The sequence below is a fragment of the Mesorhizobium sp. 131-3-5 genome (genome assembly GCF_016756575.1).
Taxonomy (GTDB): Bacteria; Pseudomonadota; Alphaproteobacteria; order Rhizobiales; family Rhizobiaceae; genus Mesorhizobium; species Mesorhizobium jarvisii.
In genome coordinates, this window is sequence record NZ_AP023255.1 from 132,185 (window position 1) to 154,645 (window position 22,461).

At 58.5% G+C, this 22,461-nt stretch carries 17 protein-coding genes and 7 pseudogenes; 12 read left to right on the forward strand and 12 right to left on the reverse strand.

From position 1 onward, the window contains the following. The first annotated feature begins 275 nt into the window (after positions 1-275). Entirely contained in the window at positions 276-1,709 is a 1,434-nt protein-coding gene (locus tag JG747_RS33140; protein WP_199201469.1) for a phosphomannomutase, read from the forward strand. Then, positions 1,709-3,124, forward strand: a complete 1,416-nt coding sequence (locus JG747_RS33145; protein ID WP_199201470.1) for a mannose-1-phosphate guanylyltransferase/mannose-6-phosphate isomerase — start codon at positions 1,709-1,711, stop codon at positions 3,122-3,124. Before JG747_RS33140 ends, JG747_RS33145 begins: the two co-directional genes overlap by 1 nt. Before the next feature lie 1,027 nt (positions 3,125-4,151). Here JG747_RS33145 and JG747_RS33155 read toward each other — a convergent pair. Then, on the reverse strand, positions 4,152-4,649 hold the full coding sequence (locus JG747_RS33155) for a transcriptional regulator (protein WP_244748489.1): 498 nt from the start codon (positions 4,647-4,649) through the stop codon (positions 4,152-4,154). Between the two features lie 549 nt (positions 4,650-5,198). Between JG747_RS33155 and JG747_RS33160 the strand changes: the two genes are divergently transcribed. The 3 genes from JG747_RS33160 to JG747_RS33170 all read left to right on the forward strand — a co-directional run bounded on the left by JG747_RS33160 (position 5,199) and on the right by JG747_RS33170 (position 7,594). Beyond that, the gene (locus JG747_RS33160) at positions 5,199-6,284 is read left to right on the forward strand and encodes a cytochrome-c peroxidase (protein WP_096453556.1); all 1,086 of its coding nucleotides are present in this window, start codon (positions 5,199-5,201) and stop codon (positions 6,282-6,284) included. A gap of 361 nt (positions 6,285-6,645) precedes the next feature. Further along, positions 6,646-6,840: a hypothetical protein gene (locus tag JG747_RS33165; RefSeq protein WP_202362411.1), complete on the forward strand. Its 195-nt coding sequence runs from the start codon at positions 6,646-6,648 to the stop codon at positions 6,838-6,840. Positions 6,841-6,910: 70 nt separating this feature from the next. Continuing rightward, complete coding sequence (locus JG747_RS33170; RefSeq protein ID WP_080511922.1) at positions 6,911-7,594, forward strand: transposase; 684 nt, start codon at positions 6,911-6,913, stop codon at positions 7,592-7,594. Between the two features lie 306 nt (positions 7,595-7,900). Here the strand turns inward: JG747_RS33170 and JG747_RS33175 are convergent, their stop codons facing one another. The 8 genes and pseudogenes from JG747_RS33175 to JG747_RS37910 all read right to left on the reverse strand — a co-directional run. Further along, the gene (locus JG747_RS33175) at positions 7,901-9,394 is read right to left on the reverse strand and encodes an NAD-dependent succinate-semialdehyde dehydrogenase (protein WP_199201471.1); all 1,494 of its coding nucleotides are present in this window, start codon (positions 9,392-9,394) and stop codon (positions 7,901-7,903) included. A 550-nt stretch (positions 9,395-9,944) separates the two neighbouring features. Next, positions 9,945-11,603, reverse strand: a complete 1,659-nt coding sequence (gene groL, locus JG747_RS33185) for a chaperonin GroEL (protein ID WP_199201472.1) — start codon at positions 11,601-11,603, stop codon at positions 9,945-9,947. Positions 11,604-11,668: 65 nt separating this feature from the next. Next, positions 11,669-11,965, reverse strand: a complete 297-nt coding sequence (gene groES / locus JG747_RS33190; protein WP_010913529.1) for a co-chaperone GroES — start codon at positions 11,963-11,965, stop codon at positions 11,669-11,671. Between the two features lie 363 nt (positions 11,966-12,328). Next, a pseudogene (locus JG747_RS33195) lies at positions 12,329-12,820 on the reverse strand (Tn3 family transposase); the annotation flags it as partial. Between the two features lie 267 nt (positions 12,821-13,087). After that, positions 13,088-13,900 carry an arylamine N-acetyltransferase family protein gene (locus tag JG747_RS33200; RefSeq protein WP_010913531.1) on the reverse strand — a complete coding sequence of 271 codons (813 nt, stop codon included), beginning with the start codon at positions 13,898-13,900 and terminating at the stop codon, positions 13,088-13,090. Between the two features lie 325 nt (positions 13,901-14,225). Beyond that, a complete protein-coding gene (gene hemN, locus JG747_RS33205) occupies positions 14,226-15,545 on the reverse strand; it encodes an oxygen-independent coproporphyrinogen III oxidase (protein ID WP_199201473.1) in 1,320 nt (439 codons plus the stop codon). A 245-nt stretch (positions 15,546-15,790) separates the two neighbouring features. Continuing rightward, positions 15,791-15,976, reverse strand: coding sequence for a hypothetical protein (locus JG747_RS37905; protein WP_446720634.1), 186 nt, complete (start codon positions 15,974-15,976; stop codon positions 15,791-15,793). Positions 15,977-16,038: 62 nt separating this feature from the next. Then, positions 16,039-16,308 (reverse strand): annotated as a pseudogene (locus tag JG747_RS37910) (S9 family peptidase); the annotation flags it as partial. Here JG747_RS37910 and JG747_RS33215 point away from each other — a divergent pair. Beyond that, on the forward strand, positions 16,220-16,405 hold the full coding sequence (locus tag JG747_RS33215) for a hypothetical protein (RefSeq protein WP_202362419.1): 186 nt from the start codon (positions 16,220-16,222) through the stop codon (positions 16,403-16,405). The pseudogene JG747_RS37910 and the gene JG747_RS33215 sit on opposite strands and share 89 nt — an antisense overlap. A 65-nt stretch (positions 16,406-16,470) precedes the next feature. Here the strand turns inward: JG747_RS33215 and JG747_RS33220 are convergent. Next, positions 16,471-16,730, reverse strand: a pseudogene (locus JG747_RS33220) (MFS transporter); the annotation flags it as partial. Between the two features lie 104 nt (positions 16,731-16,834). Between JG747_RS33220 and JG747_RS33225 the strand changes: the two are divergent. The 4 genes and pseudogenes from JG747_RS33225 to JG747_RS33240 all read left to right on the forward strand — a co-directional run bounded on the left by JG747_RS33225 (position 16,835) and on the right by JG747_RS33240 (position 20,565). Further along, entirely contained in the window at positions 16,835-17,212 is a 378-nt protein-coding gene (locus tag JG747_RS33225; RefSeq protein ID WP_199201475.1) for a hypothetical protein, read from the forward strand. Between the two features lie 41 nt (positions 17,213-17,253). Then, positions 17,254-18,771: a radical SAM family RiPP maturation amino acid epimerase gene (locus JG747_RS33230; protein WP_010913536.1), complete on the forward strand. Its 1,518-nt coding sequence runs from the start codon at positions 17,254-17,256 to the stop codon at positions 18,769-18,771. Positions 18,772-19,061: 290 nt separating this feature from the next. Beyond that, a pseudogene (locus JG747_RS33235) lies at positions 19,062-19,357 on the forward strand (acyl carrier protein). Further along, a pseudogene (locus JG747_RS33240) lies at positions 19,358-20,565 on the forward strand (beta-ketoacyl-[acyl-carrier-protein] synthase family protein). It begins immediately after the preceding pseudogene. On the opposite strand, the pseudogene JG747_RS37915 reads toward JG747_RS33240, so the two are convergent. Next, positions 20,552-20,695, reverse strand: a pseudogene (locus JG747_RS37915) (LysR family transcriptional regulator); the annotation flags it as partial. The pseudogenes JG747_RS33240 and JG747_RS37915 sit on opposite strands and share 14 nt — an antisense overlap. 162 nt (positions 20,696-20,857) lie before the next feature. On the opposite strand from JG747_RS37915, the pseudogene JG747_RS33245 reads away from it, so the two are divergent. Further along, positions 20,858-21,022 (forward strand): annotated as a pseudogene (locus JG747_RS33245) (SDR family NAD(P)-dependent oxidoreductase); the annotation flags it as partial. A gap of 304 nt (positions 21,023-21,326) precedes the next feature. Continuing rightward, complete coding sequence (locus tag JG747_RS33250; RefSeq protein ID WP_010913541.1) at positions 21,327-21,518, forward strand: hypothetical protein; 192 nt, start codon at positions 21,327-21,329, stop codon at positions 21,516-21,518. A gap of 445 nt (positions 21,519-21,963) precedes the next feature. Here the strand turns inward: JG747_RS33250 and panD are convergent, their stop codons facing one another. Further along, the gene (gene panD / locus JG747_RS33255; protein ID WP_010913542.1) at positions 21,964-22,416 is read right to left on the reverse strand and encodes an aspartate 1-decarboxylase; all 453 of its coding nucleotides are present in this window, start codon (positions 22,414-22,416) and stop codon (positions 21,964-21,966) included. Positions 22,417-22,461: the final 45 nt, after the last annotated feature.

A 22,461-nucleotide genomic window follows, 5' to 3' on the forward strand; every position in this document is an offset into this window, starting at 1 on the left:
TAGCCAAATACCGGCAGGCACCGATCGATCACTCCACTTCCTTGATCATTAGATGAGCGCGCCAAAAGATTCCATTAGAAGGAGAACTGTGGATGCCCCTGTGCCAGTGGATTCCCTGCTGTTCGGCGGAACTCTGAGGGGTCCTTACGCCACACCGTGTTGTAGAGACCGCATACCTGAACAGCAGGTGCCTGAGAACGATGGCGCTTGCAGTAGAAAGTACTAGCCCATTGCAACATTACCCCACCCTGCCTGTCCACTAGCAAAGCGAAATCATGAAATTCGGGTCAAGCGGCGTTCGAGGTTTGGCTTCGGAATTGGTCGGCAAGGCCAGCGGACTTTATACCGAAGCTTTCGCTTGGCGTTTGATTTCCAGCCGGGTTCAGCCGAATAGTTCAGTCTTCATAGGCCGCGACCTACGTGACAGCAGTCAGGCGATAGCCAACAATTGCATGGCGGCGTTGGCCGCAAATGGTTTCCAGCCGATCGATTGCGGCACCATACCCACGCCTGCCCTGGCACTATATGCATGCAAACACGGCGCGGCGGCTCTTATGGTCACCGGGTCGCACATTCCAGCCGATCGCAATGGCATCAAATTCTATGGCCCGAATGGTGAAATCAGCAAGGCGGATGAGGCCGCGATTACGCGCTTTGTAGCCGAAAGATCAATTGCGTATTGCTTACCAACGGCTTGTCTGGGAACGACGTGGCCTATGCACTGTGAAGAAGCGATCGCCTCTTATCGAGAGCGCGCCCATGACATGCTGGAGCCGGGCTCACTTTCCGGCATGAGACTTGGTGTCTATCAGCACAGTTCGGTCGCGGCGGAACTGTTGGTACAGGTTCTTCGATCGCTCGGTGCCAGCGTGGTCGCCGTCGGGAAAACCGGGACCTTCGTACCTGTCGATACCGAAGCCGTGGACGCAGCAACAATCGCAAAATTGAAGAAGTGGGTCCGCGAATTCGGTCTCGATGCCATCGTGTCGACCGATGCGGACGCTGATCGGCCACTCATCGCTGATGAAAATGGCGATCTTCTTCGCGGCGACCTGGTTGGGCTTGCAACGGCTCTTTTCCTGAAGGCAGACACGATCGTGACGCCAGTGACCTCCAATTCGGGAATTTCGAAGGCCTTTGGTTTCGCGGTCCAGAGGACAAAAGTCGGGTCTCCATTTGTCATTGAAGCAATGGAAGCATTACACGGCGCCGGCGGCGTCATCGTCGGCTTTGAGGCCAATGGTGGTGTTCTGCTGGGCTCGGATTGTGTGGTGAATGGGAAGACATTGACTGCACTGCCGACCCGGGACTCATTCCTCCCGATTTTGGCCGTCCTTAGTACCATGGCGTCGACAAAAAAGAAGCTGTCGCGACTGCGCGGGCTTTGGAATCTTCCTGTGTGCGCCAGTGACCGGCTTCAGAACTTCCCCGCGGAAAGTTCGCGCAGATTGATGGATCATCTCGCAAGCCGGAACGCACTGCAGCACTTTCTTGCCTCGTTCGGGACCGTCGCCGAAATTGACGAAACCGATGGCCTCAGGGCGCGGATGCTTTCAGGTGAGATCATACATCTGCGGCCTTCCGGCAATGCCCCGGAACTGCGCTGCTACTCGGAAGCTTCGACCGAGAGCAGGGCCATGGCGATCGTCGCCTCGACGCTGCAAGGGGCACATGCGTTCGCGCTTACAGACGAGATAGAGGACCTTTGATGAAAGTGGTTCCGGTCATCATTAGCGGTGGAGCTGGTTCGCGGCTCTGGCCCGCCTCAAGGCAATCGCACCCCAAACCTTTCCTCAAGGTGGCGGATGGACTTTCGCTCATCCAGCACACCGTGTTGCGCGCCGCTTCGATGCAGCATGTCGTGGAGCTTGTTACCGTGACGTCCACGGGGCACTTCTTCCTTACGAAAGACGTTTTCGACGAGCTGGATTCCGTTGTTTTGCCACGCACCTTTCTGCTTGAGCCTGAGGGTCGGGATACCGCCGCCGCCGTCGCTGCGGCAACCGTCCATGCCAAGGCAACACAGGGTCCCGATGCTGTTCTGTGTGTTTTTCCCGCCGACCATATGATTGGTGATCTGCCCGCATTTCAAACCGCCATGAACCGGGCAATCGAACAGGCGCAGCAGGGGCGTATCGCAACCTTGGGCATAACCCCGGATAGGCCAGACACCGCATTCGGCTACATCGAGGCCGACGGTGAGAAAGTTGTTCGGTTCGTCGAGAAACCGAACGCCGAGACTGCCAAATCTTATGTCGCGTCCAAACGTTTCTTCTGGAACGCCGGCATCTTCTGCTTCAAGGCGCAGGTCATGCTCGACGAAATGGCTGCGCATTGCCCGCAGGTGATCGATGCCGTTCTCGATAGCTATGATAACGCTCGCGTCAGCCACGGCGAACATGTTGCCAGCGTCGAACTCTCATCTGAGCACTTCGCCATGGCGCCGCATATTTCACTCGACCATGCGGTGATGGAAAAAACCCACAATCTCGCTGTCGTTCCCTGCGAAATGGGGTGGAACGACATTGGATCTTGGAACGCAATGGCCGAACTGGTCGCCGCTGACGGGAGCGGCAACAGGATTCGCGGCGATGTCCATGTGGTCGACACCGTGGGCAGTTACATAAGCTCGGACAAACGCGTCATCGGCACCGTCGGCATCAGCGACCTGGTGATCGTGGATTCCCCCGATGCATTGCTTGTTGCATCCCGCGATCGCGTCCAGGACGTCAAGAAACTCTTCGAGGGCCTCAAGGCTGCGGGACATGAAGCGCACTTGCTTCACAGTACCGTGCACCGGCCCTGGGGCACCTACACGGTTCTGGAGGAAAGCGAGCGCTTCAAGATCAAGCGCATCGAGGTGAAGCCGGGCGGACGCTTGAGCCTGCAGATGCACCATCACCGCTCCGAGCACTGGGTCGTGGTCAGCGGCACTGCGAAAATAGTCAACGGCGACCAGGAGCTACTCCTGACCACTAATCAATCCACCTATATCCCTTGCGGCCACAAACACCGGCTCGAAAACCCCGGCAATATCGGACTGGTGATGATCGAGGTCCAAAGCGGCGAGTATCTCGGCGAAGATGACATCGTGCGGCTTGAGGACGTATACGGTCGAACCTGACAGTCCCACGTCACATGCCCTACGGTGGCTGGCAGACCGAACCTGCGTCGGCATGTGGGCTGTCAGGCGACCGGCGGCTAGGCAAGGCGATGCAAACCAGAACAGGTTTTATGAGTATGGCTAGTGAGCGATGTCGCAACGACAGGCTGGCCGAATTGTTGAGACGGCAGTTTTCCGGCGAGATTGTCAGACGACACTTGCGCATCCGATGTAACGGCATGCGCTGCTACAGCCGCTCGAGTTGCGGAAGGTGATCGGCAATATCAGTCGATCAGGTGCGCGATAAGGTTCGTTGCCATGTACGGCAGGCGCGACATGAGCGGCCTGGCACTCTGACGGGGTAGGCCAGCATGCGCCGGGCCTGACTGGGGGGGCTCGGAAGAGAAACGCGGCACCGGCTGACGAAGATAATACGCTCCTGCGCGTCGGCGACGGACCGGGGCCATTAGGCGTAGGCGCATCGCTATCGCCATGCCACGTGGACAATCCTATTCGGGCTGGGCAGATGGACGGTAATTCCAGCTTTCGACGGCGTTGACTTCGTCGATGCAGACCGGCCCCGATGCACCGCAGTCCTCGCATTTCATCACAACGCGCGCCTCGTCCGTCTCATATGGCCTAACCTCGCAGCTTGTGCAGAACGGGCAAGGGATCGCTTTCATCGTGACGAATCTTCCTGATGGCCTCGGGTGGTTCCGCCGAAATCTTTCGTCTAAGCGCTCGACTTCGCAAGCGCTGATCGTTGTGCCGTAGTTCGGCGCCACCATCGGGTAGGGATATTTTGTCCACATGCCCTCGTACCATCAACCATCAACCGGCTAGCCGGTTCTCTCTATCCACAGATCTGGCCTCTCGTGCGGGCCAAAGTTACATCCGTGTCGCCCAGCATGAGGCCGATCTTCCGCAGAGCGAATGGATTCCGTAGAAATAAGAATTCTGCCACCGCCCCGCCGCCGTAAGGGTATTGATATACCCTTGGGATTTTGATCCGACCTGGCAGGCGGCGGGTAATCTTCAGAGGCCGACGTCAGGCAGCGTTCGGGATACCCGAGATTTCATCGAAGATACTCTCAGCCAAGCCAAGCGCCCGAGCGATCCGATCGCGATAGCCCTTGTCGAAACAATGGCCAGATTCGATCAGCCCGACCTCCTCGACTGTCAGACCGCTGGTCACGGCAATGTCCTCGGTCGAATAGCCAAGATGTTCCCGATATGCCTGAATTACGGGTTTTCCGTTTGAGATTGCGGTAAGCACTGCCTCGGGCAGCGCGAAAGGCGTTGCGGTCATTTTGCCTCCAAATGCAGAGAACGGCCATTCGATGACTCGAAACAAGCGGCGGCCGATGTTGAAATAGGATGCCGAAACGGCCCGAGCCGGCGGCATCAAAAATGCGATCACTCTCGAACGTGTGATAGGCGCTACGCTAATATGGCGGCCGCCGCCGTTTAGATCAAGAACCTTGGCTCGCTTTACGAGGATTGCTCCAGTGGCACAATTCGACGACACAGTGCGCAGCGCCGTCATCACGCTCACATCGATGATTGCGCGGCCGCTTTAACGCGCCGTCGGCTTGCGGCGCGATTGAGGAGCCGCGATCTGGCGGTCGGGCACTAGGCGCACCAGCTCGCGGACCAGCGTCAAAGTATCTGCGGGGACTGTCTAGCGATGCTTGCCGGCGACGTTCATCTTGAGCTTTAATACCGTGTGGTCCCCTCCCACCCATGCAGGAGGCCGGGTGCCCATCGGACAAGACGCTGAGGGACCAACATCTCTCTGTTTCAGCCCGACTGTTGGCTGTCAGATCCGCGACACCGCATTAGGGCTGCGCTTTGCTGCGAATTCCTTCAACCTATTGAATGATGACCAGAAAATCCCCGGAGGTTCCTTCTGCTCAGTTGGCACGACTTTTGATGCTTCTCGAGAGGCGACAGGAGATACCGACTGGCGTTCATCGTGGGTGATATCGCGCAATGCAACGAAGGAAGACAATATGTCAGGTCCGCGTCAGAATCGATTTTATTCAAAGAGGATTGCCGCCTTTAGCGCAAGGCGTTCACGAACCGCATATCAACAATGGCTTCCGTGCAAAACGCAGGGAGATCACTTGTGAAAATCCTATTCACTACGGTGGCTGTCGCGTTGCCGGCCATCGCTTTTGCTGCGCAAACGATCCCCGTATACCTCAGAGAAACAGCACGGGCCACCTTCAAGCCTCTACCATCCATCACGCCGACAGTCGCCAACAACCCGATCACACCGGAGAAGATAGCCCTAGGCAAGGCAATGTTCTTCGATCCACGCGTCTCGGCGTCAGGCGTCTTGTCGTGCAATTCGTGCCACAACTTGGCCACCGGGGGCGACGACAATCAAGAAAGCTCGATCGGCCATGGTTGGCAGAAGGGACCGCGCAACGCGCCGACGGTACTGAACGCTGTCTTCAACATAGCGCAGTTCTGGGATGGTCGTGCTGAAGACCTGAAGGTTCAGGCCAAGGCACCGATCCAAGCCGCTGTCGAAATGGCCAACACACCAGGTCAACTCATCGCCACGCTCAAGTCGATGCCGCAATATGTCGAGTGGTTCAATTCAGCTTTCCCGGGCGAAGCCGATCGCGTCACCTTCGAAAACGTCGCCAAGGCAATCGAAGCCTTTGAGGCGACACTGGTCACACCGGCGCCCTTCGATGCCTTCCTCAACGGCGATGACGCCGCTATGACTTCCGAGCAGAAACAGGGCCTGACGCTTTTCATGGACAAAGGCTGCTCGTCCTGCCACGGCGGTATCAACGTGGGTGGGGAGGGCTATTCCCCATTCGGCCTCGTTGAAAAGCCCAACACCGATGTCCTGCCGGAAAACGACAAAGGCCGATTTGCCGTGACCCATGAAGCCGACGATTCCTATGTTTTCCGCGTGGCGCCGTTGCGCAACGTAGCACTCACCGCGCCATACTTTCATTCGGGCAAGGTTTGGGATCTGAAACAGGCCGTCGCCATTATGGGGACCACCCAGCTCGGCCAAGAATTGACGGAAAAAGAAGTCGACCTGCTCGTTGCCTTCCTTAATTCGCTGACCGGAAAAGTACCGGAGGTCGCCTATCCCGTCTTACCCGCCGAAACGCCGACAACGCCTCGACCTGTATTGCATATCCTCCCGCAATGATTGGCCGGAGCTGGCTAGTGAAGGTCGCAATCACGAATGATTGCGACCTTCACTGGGACGAGACGATCATGACTTCCGGCGAGGCCTATCCAACTGGAAAGCTAGGGGGACTTTCATTTCCGAATTCAATTGAAACGCTAAATGAAAACCTGACCCGTCGACGCCCACTTGCGTCACGACAGCATGACCCGCCTTGCCGGCCACGTCGATCAGACGCTCCGACTAGCCGACTGTGTCGTGATGTGTCGTTACATGTACCCCCTACCCCCGCTTTAGATCCGCTGACAAGCTCGCAACCACCTGATCGAGCCATCGCGGACAATATTCCGCGAGCCGCTGGCGGGCGCCCAGCAGAAACCGGATGCCTTCAGATCCACCCCTTCAAAACGTGCTCGATGGCGTTGCGACGCGCGAGCCGCTGTTCCAGCTCTGCAAACGCATCGATATGAAAACAAAGCTGCGGCCAGCCAGCGACGTGGCCCGAGCATTTGTCAATGCACACCGCAAGTGCCGCTTGCTCTCGGGCTATCTCATCCATATAGCTCGGCGCAGCTGAGGAAGCGCCAGTTGTTCAGTCATCGTCAGCCGCGACCTCCTGTGCAATTCGTTCTAACAAGGAAGAAACTATGAGGCGGCAGACCCGACCGTTCACTGTGGAGGTCAAACAAAAGCGCAATTATCAAAAACGGGGCCATTCCATCTGGAGCGATGTCGATCTCTCCGCGGCTATAGCCGACACAACAAGGGAGCTCAAAGATATGGATCTGCCAAATCGTCGGCTGATTGACTCTAATGTCATAGCCCTTGATGCTGAACACGCCCACAAACCGCGAGCGGAGTATCTCATGGCAAATCCCCTAGAAGCTGAATCAGTAGAAGCTGCAACCGAACACGCTCCCAAAGGAAGGACGCCGGAAACGAAGAAGAAAACCCAACCTTCGCGGAAGGCCAAGACTGATCCTGGTCGCAAGAATGGCGCCAATGCGGCGTCCCCGGCGGAAGCAACAGCAACAGCAGCGGCCGTGCGGAGCGCCCGGAAGGTCTACTCTGGAAAAGAGCGCGCCCAAATGCTCGCTCAGGTCGAGACGTCGATCAGCGGCGGCACCACTCTCAAGAGCGCCGTAAAGCAGGCGGGTATATCGGAACAGACCTATTATCACTGGAAGAAGGCCGCGGCGCCTAGATCCGATGGCGACGATCTGAAGGACCTGGTCGCCCTCGAGAAAGAAAACAAGCGATTGAAGAGCCTGCTCGCGGAACGCCTACGCACAGAGAACGCGGAACTGAAGAGGAAGCTAGGACTGCAATAAGGCTTCAGAAGATGCCGCCATTCGACCAGACGGTAGAACTGTGATCGAAGGCTCGCCGGCTGTCGGATGGACGGAGATTTTGCGCACCAGCACCCTGATCTGTCGCGGCCGAGACAGGACAAACCACTCCCGGCGGATTGAAGCGGCACATGGCAAGCACGTGTCAATCAGGGATCGGTGAACGCGGCCGAAGGCAAGGATGACAGCATCAAGGTTTTACGCTGGGCCTTGATCGAAGGCCACCATTCCATCGATGGCCGCGGCGGATTATCAGGGCGAAGTCAATGGGACGCGGATGCTGTGGGATTATAGCCCACCCATGCACAGGTACTTCATTTCGAGATAATCCTCGAGGCCGTGGCGCGACCCCTCACGACCGATCCCTGATTGCTTCATTCCGCCAAAGGGTGCGGCCTCGGATGACATGCGTCCCGTATTGATGCCGACCATTCCGTATTCGAGGGCTTCAGCCACGCGCCACACGCGCTTTAGATTGGAAGCGTAGAAGTAGGCTGCAAGACCGTAAATCGTGTCATTCGCCTCGCGCACCACCTGGTCGGGATCGTTGAAGCGGATTATGGGAGCCAGCGGTCCGAAGGTTTCTTCCTGAGCGACCCGCATTGTCCTTTCGACGTCGGTGATCACCGTGGGCTCGAAGAAGGTTCCCGATTCGCCGATACGGTTGCCACCGCAACGGATCTTCCCACCCTGCCGCACAGCATCGCGAATATGATCTTCAATCTTTGCAAGCGCGCACTTATCGATCAGGGGACCGATCGCAACTTCTGGCTCGAAACCGTCACCGACGCGCAATGCACTGACGCGCTTGGTGAATTTGTCGCAGAATTCATTATACACGCTGGACTGTACGTAAAGCCGATTGGCTGAAACGCAGGTCTGGCCTGCATTCCGAAACTTTGCCTGTAGCGCACCATCGACGGCAGCGTCGACGTCTGCATCATCAAAAACAATGAAAGGAGCGTTACCACCAAGTTCGAAGCTGGTTCTTTTGATCTGATCCGAACACTCCCTCATGAGTAGCCGCCCGACCTCGGTCGACCCAGTGAAGCTGATCTTGCGGACCTTCGGGTTCGAGCAAAGTTCACGCCCAACCGCATCGCCTTCCGATGCGTAGATCAAGTTTAGAACGCCATCGGGAAAACCTGCCATCTGGGCAAGTGTGAACATAGCACCCGCGACAAGCGGTGTTTGCTCCGCGGGTTTCAGAACAATCGCGCAGCCGGCGGCAAGCGCAGGCGAAATCTTGCGAGCCACCATCGAGGCGGGAAAATTCCAAGGGGTAATGGCGCCGACAACACCGATCGGCTGTTTGATTACCAGCATACGCCTGTCGTTAGAAGGCGGCGAAATCGTCTCGCCATAGATGCGATTGGCCTCCTCGGCATACCATTGGAGGTAGGCTGCGGCATGGGCGATTTCAGACTTCGCCTCTGCAAGCGGCTTACCCATTTCAGCCGTCAAAATGGCTGCAAGATCCTCGCTGTGGTCGAGGATCAGTTGGTGCCATTCCCATAAGATGTCGGAGCGCTCGCGCGCGGTGAGCGCCGCCCAATGTTCCTGCGCAGCTTCAGCCTTATCGATTGCCTTGGAAACGTCCCGGACATCCATATCTGGAAGCTCAGCCAACAGCTCGCCCGTTGAGGGATTGAACACCGAAAAACGCCTCGTGGATTGCTCCGCCTTCCGACCAGGCACACCGGCCAGATCGTCAAATAGCTCGGGATTTTTGAGACGTCTCGTCAGCGACTGTGTCACGGTCAAACCGTCGTCCCCCTTCATGGTTAAGTTACTAGCTTCGCAACGTACTAATAAGCACAACTTGTGCCAGATGATCGGACGAAATCGTTCCGGCCCTCCGTCATTGCAAGCGCAGCTTCCCGACTGATTAGCCCATAGCAATGACAGCCTCAATCACGAGTCGCGCTAAGGCTTTCGCTCCATAACAGGCAAGCGCGGATAGAGCTCGTGAAGAGCTGGCATAGGCGGAGTCGATCATCGAAATCGCCGACGTTGGCAACAGCACTGCGGTATCATTCTTTGAGCGGCTTCCACGGCCGCTCATATCAGGCATATCGAAAACCGACCGCCATGGTCGAACGTGCCATCGATGTAGTGGCTTAGGCGCTGCTAAGTCTTGATAGTCGCGCACAAAGCCATGTTTGTTCAGTACGCCACCCGAAAGCTCCACTGCGACGATGTAGTGTGGCCGTGTAGGCGCGCGCACGACAATATCACGCGAGCCCAAACCTTTTCCGACCGGCTCCGTCCCAAAAAAAGGGGGCGGCGTCGGTGCCGCCCTCTCGGTATCCGAAAGCTGATAGAGGCTAGATTAGAAATCCATGCCGCCCATGCCGCCCATGCCGCCGCCGCCCATGCCGCCAGGCATGCCGCCGCCGCCAGCCGACTCCTTCTTCGGAGCCTCCGCGATCATGGCTTCGGTGGTGACCAGCAGGCCGGCGACCGAGGCCGCGTCCTGGAGAGCCGTGCGCACGACCTTGACCGGATCGACGATACCCATGGCGATCATGTCGCCATACTCGCCGGTCTGGGCGTTGTAACCGAAGGTCGCGCCCTTGTTCTCAAGGATCTTGCCGGCAACGATCGAGGCTTCCGCACCGGCGTTGGCCGCGATCTGGCGGGCCGGAGCCTGCAGCGCACGACGCACGATGCTGATGCCAGCGGTCTGGTCGGAGTTTGCGCCGACAGCGTTGATGCTCAGCGAAGCGCGCAGCAGGGCAACGCCGCCGCCGGGAACGATGCCTTCTTCGACGGCTGCGCGTGTCGCGTTGAGGGCGTCATCGACGCGATCCTTCTTTTCCTTGACTTCGACTTCCGTCGCACCGCCGACGCGGATCACCGCAACGCCGCCCGCGAGCTTGGCGAGACGCTCCTGCAGCTTCTCCTTGTCGTAGTCCGAGGTGGTCTCCTCGATCTGCTGCTTGATCTGGGCGACGCGGCCCTGGATCTCTTCCTTCTTGCCGGCACCGTCGACGATGGTGGTGTTCTCCTTGGAGATCGACACCTTCTTGGCGCGGCCGAGCATGTCAAGGCCGACGTTCTCGAGCTTGATGCCGAGGTCTTCCGAGATGACCTGGCCACCGGTGAGGATGGCGATGTCTTCCAGCATGGCCTTGCGGCGATCACCGAAGCCCGGCGCCTTGACGGCGGCGATCTTCAGACCGCCACGCAGCTTGTTGACGACCAGCGTGGCCAGGGCCTCGCCTTCGACGTCTTCCGAGATGATGAGCAGCGGCTTGGAGGTCTGCACGACGGCTTCGAGAACCGGCAGCATCGCCTGCAGGTTGGAGAGCTTCTTCTCGTGGAGCAGGATGTAGGCGTCCTCGAGATCGGCAACCATCTTGTCGGCGTTGGTGACGAAGTAGGGCGAGAGGTAGCCGCGGTCGAACTGCATGCCTTCGACGACTTCGAGTTCGGTCTCGGCGGTCTTGGCTTCCTCAACCGTGATGACGCCTTCGTTGCCGACCTTCTGCATCGCTTCTGCGATCATCTTGCCGACCGACTCGTCGCCATTGCCGGCGATTGTGCCGACCTGGGCAACCTCTTCCGAGGTCTTGATCTTCGTGGCGTTCTTGATCAGCGTCGAGACGACGTCGCTAACCGCGAGGTCGATGCCGCGCTTCAGGTCCATCGGGTTCATGCCGGCAGCAACAGCCTTGTGGCCTTCCTGGACGATCGACTGCGCCAGAACGGTCGCGGTCGTGGTGCCGTCGCCGGCGATGTCGTTGGTCTTCGAAGCAACTTCGCGGACCATCTGCGCGCCCATGTTTTCGAACTTGTCTTCAAGCTCGATTTCCTTGGCGACGGTGACGCCGTCCTTGGTGATGCGCGGGGCGCCGAACGACTTGTCGATGACGACGTTGCGGCCCTTGGGACCGAGCGTCACCTTCACCGCGTCGGCGAGGATGTTGACACCGCGCAGCATGCGCTCGCGGGCGTCACGGGAGAATTTTACGTCTTTGGCAGCCATTTTGTACTCCTGGGCATTTCGCCCGAAATTCAGATTGGATGGTACGGATGAAAGGCAGCGGCGTGTTAGCCGATGATGCCCATGATGTCGGCTTCCTTCATGATCAGAAGGTCTTCGCCATTGAGCTTGACTTCGGTGCCCGACCACTTGCCGAACAGGATGCGGTCGCCGGCCTTGACGTCCAGCGGAACGAGCTTGCCGGCTTCGTCGCGGGCGCCGGAACCGACGGCGATGATCTCGCCTTCCTGCGGCTTTTCCTTTGCCGTGTCGGGTATGATGATCCCGCCGGCGGTCTTGGATTCGGATTCGACTCGGCGAACGACCACGCGGTCATGAAGCGGCCGCAAATTCGACTGTGCCATTTTTACTATCCCTGGTGCGCAGGTTGAAAGGTTCTCCGTTGCCGGAGGGTGGTTAGCACTCGCTATTGGGGAGTGCTAAGATGATCGTGAGATAGGCTGTAGGTTCGTACTTAGTCAAGACGGGCGGGGGGACGGACCGGAGGGCAAAAGATGTGGAATCGGCGCGGAAGCCGGACCCCCTTTACGGCGCAATCCCACTGCCTACGCGCGTTTCGGCCGTAAGCTTTGGGCCGACTTTTGTGTCTTATTTGGAATGTGAAATTATGTGAAATTAACGGCCGAGCAGTCGGCCGGAATCGACGGCCAGCCGAACAGTCTTGAGCCTTTTGCAATTCATCCCTAACCTCGGGTTGCATCGCCAAAAGGAGCGCTCATCGCTTCGGAGAACGTGCGGAACTTCCGGTCCTTGAGGTTGCGTAGTCGCGGCGCGAAGCGTTTGCCGATCAGGGCAAACAGCCCGAAGACGTGATCGCTCGCGCCGCCCGTATCGGTGAAGTGTTCCTGGATGTCGAGGATCGTGTCCTGGTCGAACAGCCCATCGAGCACATAGGCTGCCTCGCTTTCGGTCGGGCTGATCGGCAGGATGCTGAAGTAGCCGTACTGATCTGACAGATGGCTATAGAACTTCGAGCCCGGCTCGCTGCCATAGTGCAGATTGACGTCGCCGCGCTTCGCCGCTCGGTCGCTCGCGCGAAAGAACTGCCCATCGGATGACGCGGTCGTTCCATTGCCCCAAAATCGAGAATGTGGATGCCGGGTGTGCGCATCGGTGATGCATGCTTGCGCCGCGCGATAGGTCTCCGACCGGGCATGGAAGGTTCTCATCCAGCCGATCTGGTGAGCGCTAGTAGCGCGCGGTGGACACGGCAGCGCAGCCTGATGCTGGGTCGACTGGTATGCTTGATCGCTTGTGGCGACACCGTAACCGACGCTCACCTTTCCAATTCGGAGATCATGGTTAGAGCTGCCGATTGGCTGCCACCGCTGACGGCTGGTGAGCGGTCTTAAGCGAGCAGGGTCATTTACGTATGGGGCTTCGAGTGATGCCACACACGGTGCCTGCAAAAAGGGCAAATCCGACTGCTGAAAACCGCCGCAGTGCAAGCTTGACGGCCTTCTTTCCTATACCCGTCCACGCGACCCAAGCTTTTCCCACAACGAATCAATCGTGGACCGAGGAAGGTGCAGCCGAAAAACATCGGACAAGACTCGCTGCAGTTCGCTCTTCGTTTTGAGGGTTTCTGTTTCCTCAATTTGGTTCCGAATCAAGCTGAAATCCTTGTTGAACAAGTTCGCAGGCCCTTCGGCTGTCAGCACGCTCATCATGAGGCTGGATGGAAACGGCGAACGGTCCCAGCGAGCGCAGATGAAGTTGGCGCCCTCAAAATCTGAGGGCAAGGCGGTGGCTCGATCGAAACCATAAAGAGGGAACCATTCATTCCCGTTCTTGCGTTCAACGACGAGTTCTCCGCTGGCGGAGTCAGCTCGCAGGCGAAACACGTCACGGCCAGCTGTTTGCAGTTCCTCTGTATCGATCCGTAGCGGTGCAATCGGTGCTGGACCACCGAAGCCAGCGTCGGCGAGCCAGTCGACGCCCTCGATGGTTAAGATGAATGCCTGGTGTGTGCGTGGCCCACCCTCCGCAGCACCCATACGCACTCTGCAAAGGATGGGCTGGATCGTGAAACCGAGTGCTTCGAGCGCCAAGCCAAACAACTTGTTCAATTCGAAGCAATACCCCCCTCGCCGGGCATTGATCAGTTTGGCCCAGATCGAATTCTCAGTCAGATTGGGTATATCACCCAACAGCACATCGATGTTTTCAAAGGGAATCGCGCGCATTTGAGCCTGCTGAAGGGCAACAAGACCGTCGACCGTTGTCGGCACTCGAGCAAGGCCGATACGATTCAGATAGATCGCAATATTGAATGCCATGGGATGTCCTTAACACCTAGGATTCGTATTCGTTGAACGCCTGCCGAAAGCGCGATGACGTCCCAGGGTTCACGGAGCAGAGTAAGGTGGCCATCTCCCCCTATAGAAGTGAACATGCCGACCATTCCTCGTGTTCGCACTGAACCAAAGCGGCGGTTCGAGCGCTGCAAATACCCCTCGTGATCCGGAAACGCGGGCATTGCTCGTACAGGGCACTGAACATCACGGTGCTGCAAAAACGGGTACACAAAGGACTTCCGATCCACAGCGGATTGCAACAGTCGACCTTCTCAGGCCTCCGCTCATGGTGACTCGCTGTGGCTCACTACGATTGGTCGAGATAAGCGTCGAACGCGGCAGCAACAGAGCGAAGCAAAATGCGATGGCCATGCCGCACGCGGATGAAGCCATTCTCGACGTCCACTATCCCGTCGTCGGCCAGCATCGCCAAGCGCTCAGCTGAATCGAGAAAATGGGTCCAATCAAATCCGTGGGCGGCACAGATTGCCGGTACGTCGGCCTCGAGATCACACATCAGTCGCTCGATGATTGCGCCTCGGACGCGGTCTTCGCCGATGAGACGGTAGCCCTTCGACGTTGCCAAGCGACCAGCTGCGATATGCTGACTATAGGCCTCCAGCGCGCCTGCGTTCTCGACGTAACCCTCTCCAACACGCCCGATAGCCGACGCACCAAAGGCGATCAGGGTTTTGCAGGTGTCGGCAGAGTAACCTTGGGAGTTGCGCCGCAGGCGACCGGTTTTCTGAGCCAATGCGAGCTCGTCGTCCGGCAAGGCGAAGTGGTCGACCCCAATCTCTCGGTAGCCGGCAGCAACCAGCGTCTCGGCGACGGCCGCAGCTTGTTCGGCGCGGGCAGCGCTGTCCGGTAGTCCTGCCTTTTCGATGAGGCGCTGATGTTTATTAGAAGACGGCGTGTGAGCGTATCCGAACACGGCAATCCGCTGCGGGCGCATCGCCACCGCCACCGTGGCGGTCTGGACGCAGGACTGCATCGTCTGATTGGGAAGACCGTAGATGAGATCGATGTTAATGCGGTTTATTCCCTGCTGGCGCAGGTTTTCGACGGCAGTCGCCGTCTGCTCTACACTCTGGATACGATTGATCGCTTTTTGAACACTGGGGTCGAAACTTTGCACGCCGAGGCTCGCGCGGTTCACCCCGGCTGCACTTAAGGCTTCGGCCATCTCCGCGGTGAACGTGCGCGGATCGATCTCGACGGCGATGGCGGTCTTTTGCCTGAACGCGAAGCGGCGGCGTAGAAGCTCCGTCAAGGCGAGGAATTCCGTTGGCTCAAGGAGCGTGGGCGTTCCGCCGCCAAAGTGCACGTCGCTCACGGGCAGCGCCTGCGGCGTTAGCTCTGAGACCAAATGGATCTCGCCGCGCAGCGCCGCCACGTAATTTTGGTTCGGCGGGTCCCGCTGGGTGATGGTAGTAGGGCAGCCGCAATACCAGCACATCGACCGGCAGAACGGAATATGGATATAGAGCGATACGGGATCGTTAGCCGATAGGCCGCCGAGCCATTTCCCATAGGCCTCCGCGCCGATCGCTGCGGAGAACTGCGGTGCAGTTGGATAATTGAAATACCAAGGCAGGCACGCCTCGCTATGTTTTGTCTGTAGCATAGCCGTTTCTCATCTTGATGTTAGCTCCATACCTGCCGTCGCGGCGCAACTTGTATTTCCGTCGTGCCAATTAGCCTGTGTACAGTAGTCTCCATGGAAGCGCGCACGGGTGCGCTTTATTGGGGCGCTGTTGGCGAAGGGCGGATTTGGTCGGCGCATCTGATGCAGGTGTTCGATTCCACCCGTAGTGCGCGCCACGTCTCCGCCCTCGCCGCCGGCTTCATCTCGCTTCAATCCACACGGTCCTAAGGCTTGCGCACTATTGTCCATGAGTTTTGAGACATGTGGGTGTATTCGAGGGCATAACGGCGGGCGTATCCCTGCAGGTTGCCCTCGGCCTTGGACAGTGCATCGACATCGAGGATGGTGCGCCATTGCGGCTTGCCTGACCTGTAGGATTCCCAGTTCGCACGCCGCCACAAGGCTTGCACGTGCGTCCCGTCCTGCCAGAGTTGTCGATCATGTCGCCTTGCGCAAGGCCGGGCGAAGCAATACGATCGGTGGCCTGTAGGATCTTCAGAATGTCGGCTTGGTATTCTCTGTAGCGCGGATCTTTCGACAGCTTATTGACGGTCGATAGGTTATGCGCCCTGACCCAGGTCATCGCCTCGACGTCGTCGACCTCGTTCAGATAGGCGCGGGGGTCGGTGGCATCGTTAGGAGCCTCGTTGGGGTTGGAACCGATCGCCTTGGCGATGGTGGTCATCTGGGGCTGGGCGGAAGCCGTCATGGCGGTCGCCGTAGCTAAGGCCGTCGCCGTCATTAAGCTGTTCATAGATGTACTGCTGATGGTTAGCTCTTTCGAAAGCCTCGAAAAACGTAGCCGAAGCGATGGAAATGAACCGCTTCGCCTCTTCTAGGCAAGAGCTGTGCCAGTAAGACACGCTTGAATTCAATGGATTATTCTGGGGCGGTGGGCGGCCGTCTAGGATAAGTCGCACCGTAATTGTCGCAAGCGCGACACGCTTGTCGCTTGGGAGCAGGCTGCCCAAGCGACAGAGGCGAACGCCACCAGCTTGTTTTGAGACGTGATTCGCCTCAGGTAGCCGTTGCTCATGCCCGCGATGAAAGCACCGGTGCCGAAGCCGCCAATAAAATGCCGTAGACGATCCGTCCGCTCTTCAATTGATTCCGGACGACGAGAGGGAGCAGCGCCAGTATGGAAATGCTGGCCAAGCCGAAAATCAGAGATGTGAGGTTGGTACGGAGCTTGCTGGTACATCAGCCGATCGCTTGTGAGAGCGAGATGGCTGGATAGCTCGGACACTGAGCAGAGGCGGGAATTAGCTATGGCGCGAGCTGACGTAGAGCGATTCATCAACGAGTTGGGAAAAAAAGGCAGTCCGCTTGAAAACCTCAAACGGCGTGCTGGAGGGCTTGCATCGATTGTAGAATTTGCAAAGGACCTCGACTACAACATCACACTCGACGAGGTTAAAGGTTTTATCCGATCGAACAGCCGAGAAAAACCAAATAGCAAGAAGCTTCGCGCGACTGCGGGCCGCAAGGGTGGTTCGAGTGTTTCGACCTTGACCAGCCTTGTACACACCAATGCGTTGGCTAATTGCGCTCCGTGTACGTCCATGAGCCCTGTTAAAGTCGATGGAAAAACTGCAGCGGTCGCGGTCGTTGTCGTTGTTGTGATAGTTGTAGCTGTCGCGAGCTAGCTCTGATCGCATTGGCTCGAAGGAGCCGGTCTGAAGAGAACATGATCGCAAAGCTTGTCAACGAGATAATGCCATCAGGCGGACAAGGGACCGCTGCAAGGGCTCATCTCTACCCTCGGAGCGAACGCTGGCGGCAGATTTTTGATCGGCGCACGCCTAAGGAACGGCGCAGTTTGTCACATATCAAGCGCTTCATGGAGCGGCTGGCCGGTGATGGGAAATTCCGTACGGCGCTTTCCGAGAACCTCGACAACCCTCGGATAGTGACCGCGCGATACGGCATCGAAGTTGACCCAATGGAGATGCTGCCGCTCTGGTGCGGTGACTACCTGAAGTATCGCTTCAAGCCGGAGTCTGCCCCGTGGCCGCTGGCTATGATGTGGGATGAGTATACGCGGGAGATGTTGCGCCATCGCGACCTCCTGCGCGGCCAAGGCGAAATGTCGACTATCAATCCTCGCTTTCATGCCTGGCGCGAGCGCCAAATCCGGCGCTGTAACGACGAAATGGGCGAATTGGCGCCGTCAATCGCGCACTCTGTCATCGCTTTCGAGCTGAGCGAAGGCTGCACCGTCGGTTGCTGGTTCTGTGGCCTCTCGGCGGGTACCTTCAAAGGTTACTATGAATACACTGAGGAGCATGCAGAGGTTTGGCGCGGCGTGCTCCGTGCGGCGAGCGAAATGTTTGGTTCGGCAGTCCGCACTGGCTTCTGTTACTGGGCCACAGACCCGATCGACAACCCGGAGTACGACCGTTTTCTGTTCGACTACCATCAGATCACGGGCGAATTGCCACAAACGACGACGGCGGCCCCGCTCAAGGATCAGGCACTCACCAACCGCGTGCTCGAACTGTTCGAACGCTACGGTCGCGTGACCAATCGTTTCTCAGTGCTAAGCACGGACCATCTTAATCAGATACACGCGGCGTTTTCGCCCGAGGACCTGATGGGGGTCGAACTCATCCTGCAGGGCAAGGACGGGCCGACCGCAAAGGCTTTCACCGGGCGCGCACGAGCGCGGAAGGAGAAACTCAGGGCAGCCGGCAAAGACGCCGCAATCGCCGTGCCGGAGGGCTGTCCCACGACAATCGCCTGTGTTTCTGGCTTTCTCGTGAACATGCGGCAGGGACGTTTACAACTGGTGACGCCGGTACCGGGTAGCGAACGCTGGCCTCTCGGGTACCGAATCGTGGCTCAACGTTTCTTCAGCACGCCCGACGAGTTCCGGGAAGGTCTCGATAGCATCATCGACGAGAATATGCTCGAAAGCCCCCCTCCCAACCGGCCAATTCGCTTCCGCGGAGACCTGCAATACGAGGCAGGGGACCACTGCTTCCATCTCCGCTCACGCAACAGTGAGCATCGAGTGCTCGACGGGGTGGTTCCGATTCCCATTGGCCATCTAATCGCGAGCGGGAACTGTACAGCCTCGGAGCTGATTATGCGGGCCACGGACGGAGCGAGCGTCCTTGCAGTCGCCGACTTGCTCGATCAGCTATACGCGGCTGGGGTGATCGAAGAGGACCTCGACGACATTTCGCTTGGCAAAACGGGATGACGGGCGCGGGCCGCGGGCTTTTTTGTCCGCAACGCCACTGCCCTGCGTCCCGCTCGGGTGAAGCGGGCTATCGCGGCCGGCCTCGACGAAATCGAGGTGCTCGCCGAAGGCTTCGCCAATGACAATGGCGCCAAGCTTACCGGACCGCTCTATGCCGACGGTTGGCATTGAAGTCATTGGCGAGCCAGGCCGGCGTGGCGTTCCCCTCACGGATCATCTGGTCCCACCTCCAGGTCATCGAACGCGATGTTGCCCGCTCGGCTCTCGCGGATGAAGGCGTGAAGCGGCTGATGACCATTCCCGGCGGGGCTGCGAAGCCCCTGAGCCACGCGACCGAAAGCGGCGCAACAGGGAACCGCGTCGAATCGGAGAGCGGCGAGAGTGTGTCCACCATCGGCGAAATAACGACTGCCACGGAACTGACCTCGCTCGGAGTCGATTCGCTGGGTCTGGCGGATCTCCTCTGGGATGTGGAGCAGGCCTACGACATCAAGATCGACATGACGCGGCTGACGCCTGGTCGAATCTCAAGATTGTCGGCGACATGGTGGAAGCCGTCCGCGGTTTGCTCGCGAAGGAGGTCTGATTGGACAGGCGAGTCGTCATTACTGGGATAGGGGGGCTTTGCGGCTAGGCAACAACGCCGCCTCTATCTGGAAAGAGATGCGCGAAGGTCGCTCCGCCATCCGCCTGATGGTCACTTCCGCGCTTCATGAGATGAAGGGGACTGTCGGTACCGAGATCAAGGAGCTGCCCCAGCACGACATCGGCCGCAACCAGCTCGTCTCCATGGACCGCCACAGCTTGCTCGCTGTGCTTGCAGCGCGTGAAGCCATGCAGCACGCCGGACTTTCCTGCGATAAGGGAAATCCGTATCGCTTCGGCGCGACAGTGGGCGTCTGCGGCTGGGGCTGGGGAACGGTCGAAGAAACCTACCGTGACCTCCTTTTGGGCGGCGCGAAGCGTGCTGGCATTTACACTGCACCAAGGGGGTTGCCGAGCGCCGCTGCCAGCCAGGTCAGCATGAGTCTCGGCCTGCGCGGCCCGGTCTTTGCCATCGCCTCCGCATGCGCATCAGCCAACCATGCGATCGCTTCGGCCGCGGATCAGATCAAGCTCGGCCGGGCCGACGTGATGCTTGCCGGAGGCGCCGAAGCGCCGCTCGTATGCCTTCAGATGAAGGCATGGGAAGCAATGCGCGCGCTCGCTCCAGATACGTGCCGGCCCTTCTCCGCCGACAGGAAGGGAGTGGTGATAGGCGAGGGTGCGGGCATGGCCGTGCTGGAAAGCTATGAGCATGCCGCCGTGCGCGGTGCCACAATCCTTGCCGAGATCGCAGGCATCGGCCTTTCCGGCGACGCCTTCCACATCGTCGCGCCGTCTGTCGAGGGGCCGGAGGCCGCGATCCGCGCTTGCCTTGCCGACGCCGGGCTGAATGCGGAGGACGTGGACTACCTAAACGCCCACGGCACCGGCACCAAGGCCAACGATCAGACTGAGACGGCGGCGATCAAGCGCGTCTTCGGAGACTATGCCTATTCGATGTCTGTCTCGTCCACCAAGTCCATGTACGCGCATTGCCTGGGCGCAGCGAGCGCACTTGAAATGATCGCCTCCGTGATGGCGATCCAGGAGGGCATTGTGCCGCCGACCGCGAACTATCGCGAGCCAGACCCCGATTGCGATCTCGACGTCACGCCCAATGTGGCGCGCGAGCGCAAGGTGCGCGTGGCACTGAGCAACGCTTTCGCCATGGGCGGCATGAACGCAGTTCTGGCGTTCAAGCAAGTGTAGAAGGCATGCGAGATGCCTCCAGTAACTCTATCTCTCGTTTCCAAATGCTTGCCGGATCACGATTGTGAAGGACGTGCCCTTGGACCGCCTCGGTGAATGCGCCAAGTGGCAGCGGAAGCTGGACAAGCCGGGGCCCCATCCTTTGCAAAATTCTCAACTGTTGAAGCGACGTCGACGTACCGCTACCCGGAAGGTTAAGCGAGCCCTTCGAGTTCGGCTCGATGGCCTGTCCAAAGCTGTATCCGATAATATCTGAAAGGCGCATGGCCGCCAGTGACCGCTTCCGTGGAAGACCGGCCGCAACGCGCTCGTCACCGGAGCAAATGGTGGAATCGGCGAGGCCGTGGCGCGGACGCTGCACGCGCAGGGCGCAACCGTCGGCCTGCACGGCACGCGTGTCGAAAAGCTCGAGATGTTGGCTGCCGAGCTTGGCGGGCGGACAAGACTGTTTCCGGCGATTGCCGGGTGATCGCGCTGAGGCACCAGAGCGGCAGATTTTTTGCAGAGGTACTCGGACTGAATACGCGTTCCCATTCACGTTAGCTGTGGATAACAAGGCTGAATTAACATGCAAAATCTGCGCATCTAAATCGATTTGAGCACTCACGGACGTTGCGGACCAGAATCGCCGTCACCCTGAAATCGACAAGGCATCGGCTATCCCAAAATCGGGGCTTGACGTTACGTAAGGTCCTATGTTTTCCGATGTGCAGGAACGACTTCCAGTCTCAGCCCAAGGGCGACGAAAATGAGGGGCAGCAATGGTGGCTGGCGAACCTAATGACGTGCGCGTCAAGCGTTGTGGTGGGGGATGGGTTGTTCATATTGTCGAGGACGGCAAACTGACAGTTCTTCGGTTCAAGACACAGTTTCCCGCCGAAAATTACGCCGATGGCCAACGAGCCAGGCTCGGTCTTGCTGCCAAGCCACCGATCGACGAACCTGATATGTAACCGGATCAGGCGTCGGATGGCTGGTGAGCCTTGGCGTCGGCGGGAAACACTTGCCGAAGGCCCACCTCAATGCTGCTTGCGGCCGTTCGGCTAGCCATATTCGCGATGATGGTTGGCACCGCTGCCGATGCGGAAGACGGTAGCCTGCTTGATCGACACGGCGGCAAAGATCATGAAAAGCCAGGTCGTCAAGGACCCGGCCGCGGCGCTTGAGAAAGCAGCAAGAATTTGCAAGCCGCCACCGCAAGTAACCTGAGACAAGGGTCAGACATGCAAACCGCTGTTCGCGGATCAGCAGCTGCGAGACATTGCGCCATCCCACGAAGGCCCACGGTGCCCAAGGCGTGGTGGGCATCAGCCTTTCGAAGCTGAGCATCAGCAACTTCGTCGAGTCTTGGACCAGACGCTCTTCAGTGCCGAGGCTCGCACATCTGTGGAGCGCGGCTCACGCCCCGGAGACCAGGGCAGGAATGACCAAAGGCTCATCCGCCTCGTCAAGAATGGCGAAACTGTAACGGCCGTCTGTGTCAATATCGACGGAGTAGCTCAGGCGGTCGAGTATGTGGTTATCCTGGTCGAACGTGACGATGCGCGGCTTCAGCGAAGTGATATGCGCTTCGTCCAGGTAGATGGAGTTGCAGACGATAATCGGGTCGTCGGGCTGACAGGTGCGAGCCGCCGCTCCGTTGAGGATGCAGCACCGTGAGCCGCGCTCGCCGAGGATGACATAGGTCGAAATCCGCGCACCGGAATTCTTGTTCCATATCTCCACGAATTCCATCGGCAGGATCCCGGCTGCCTCGCAGTGGTCGGGGTCGAGCGTTATCGAACCATGGTAGTTGAGGTTCGCTTCTGTGACGTGGATGCCGTGCAGCTTGCCGGCGACTAGTTTTCGCATTGGTCGTTGTCCCTGTATTCATCGTTCAAGGTCAGTCTTGGCAGT

Bases quoted from the DNA above. Each gene is read 5' to 3' on its own strand.
- hemN (WP_199201473.1), bottom strand. From the start codon at position 15,545: ATGCTACAGACAAAACATAGCGAGGCGTGCCTGCCTTGGTATTTCAAT.
- JG747_RS33165 (WP_202362411.1), top strand. From the start codon at position 6,646: ATGCCTTCAGATCCACCCCTTCAAAACGTGCTCGATGGCGTTGCGACG.
- JG747_RS33225 (WP_199201475.1), top strand. From the start codon at position 16,835: ATGGCGCGAGCTGACGTAGAGCGATTCATCAACGAGTTGGGAAAAAAA.
- groL (WP_199201472.1), bottom strand. From the start codon at position 11,603: ATGGCTGCCAAAGACGTAAAATTCTCCCGTGACGCCCGCGAGCGCATG.
- JG747_RS33140 (WP_199201469.1), top strand. From the start codon at position 276: ATGAAATTCGGGTCAAGCGGCGTTCGAGGTTTGGCTTCGGAATTGGTC.
- panD (WP_010913542.1), bottom strand. From the start codon at position 22,416: ATGCGAAAACTAGTCGCCGGCAAGCTGCACGGCATCCACGTCACAGAA.
- JG747_RS33155 (WP_244748489.1), bottom strand. From the start codon at position 4,649: ATGACGGCGCTGCGCACTGTGTCGTCGAATTGTGCCACTGGAGCAATC.
- JG747_RS33175 (WP_199201471.1), bottom strand. From the start codon at position 9,394: ATGAAGGGGGACGACGGTTTGACCGTGACACAGTCGCTGACGAGACGT.
- JG747_RS33200 (WP_010913531.1), bottom strand. From the start codon at position 13,900: ATGGCATTCAATATTGCGATCTATCTGAATCGTATCGGCCTTGCTCGA.
- JG747_RS33230 (WP_010913536.1), top strand. From the start codon at position 17,254: ATGATCGCAAAGCTTGTCAACGAGATAATGCCATCAGGCGGACAAGGG.
- JG747_RS33170 (WP_080511922.1), top strand. From the start codon at position 6,911: ATGAGGCGGCAGACCCGACCGTTCACTGTGGAGGTCAAACAAAAGCGC.
- groES (WP_010913529.1), bottom strand. From the start codon at position 11,965: ATGGCACAGTCGAATTTGCGGCCGCTTCATGACCGCGTGGTCGTTCGC.
- JG747_RS33160 (WP_096453556.1), top strand. From the start codon at position 5,199: ATGGCTTCCGTGCAAAACGCAGGGAGATCACTTGTGAAAATCCTATTC.
- JG747_RS33145 (WP_199201470.1), top strand. From the start codon at position 1,709: ATGAAAGTGGTTCCGGTCATCATTAGCGGTGGAGCTGGTTCGCGGCTC.
- JG747_RS33250 (WP_010913541.1), top strand. From the start codon at position 21,327: ATGGTGGCTGGCGAACCTAATGACGTGCGCGTCAAGCGTTGTGGTGGG.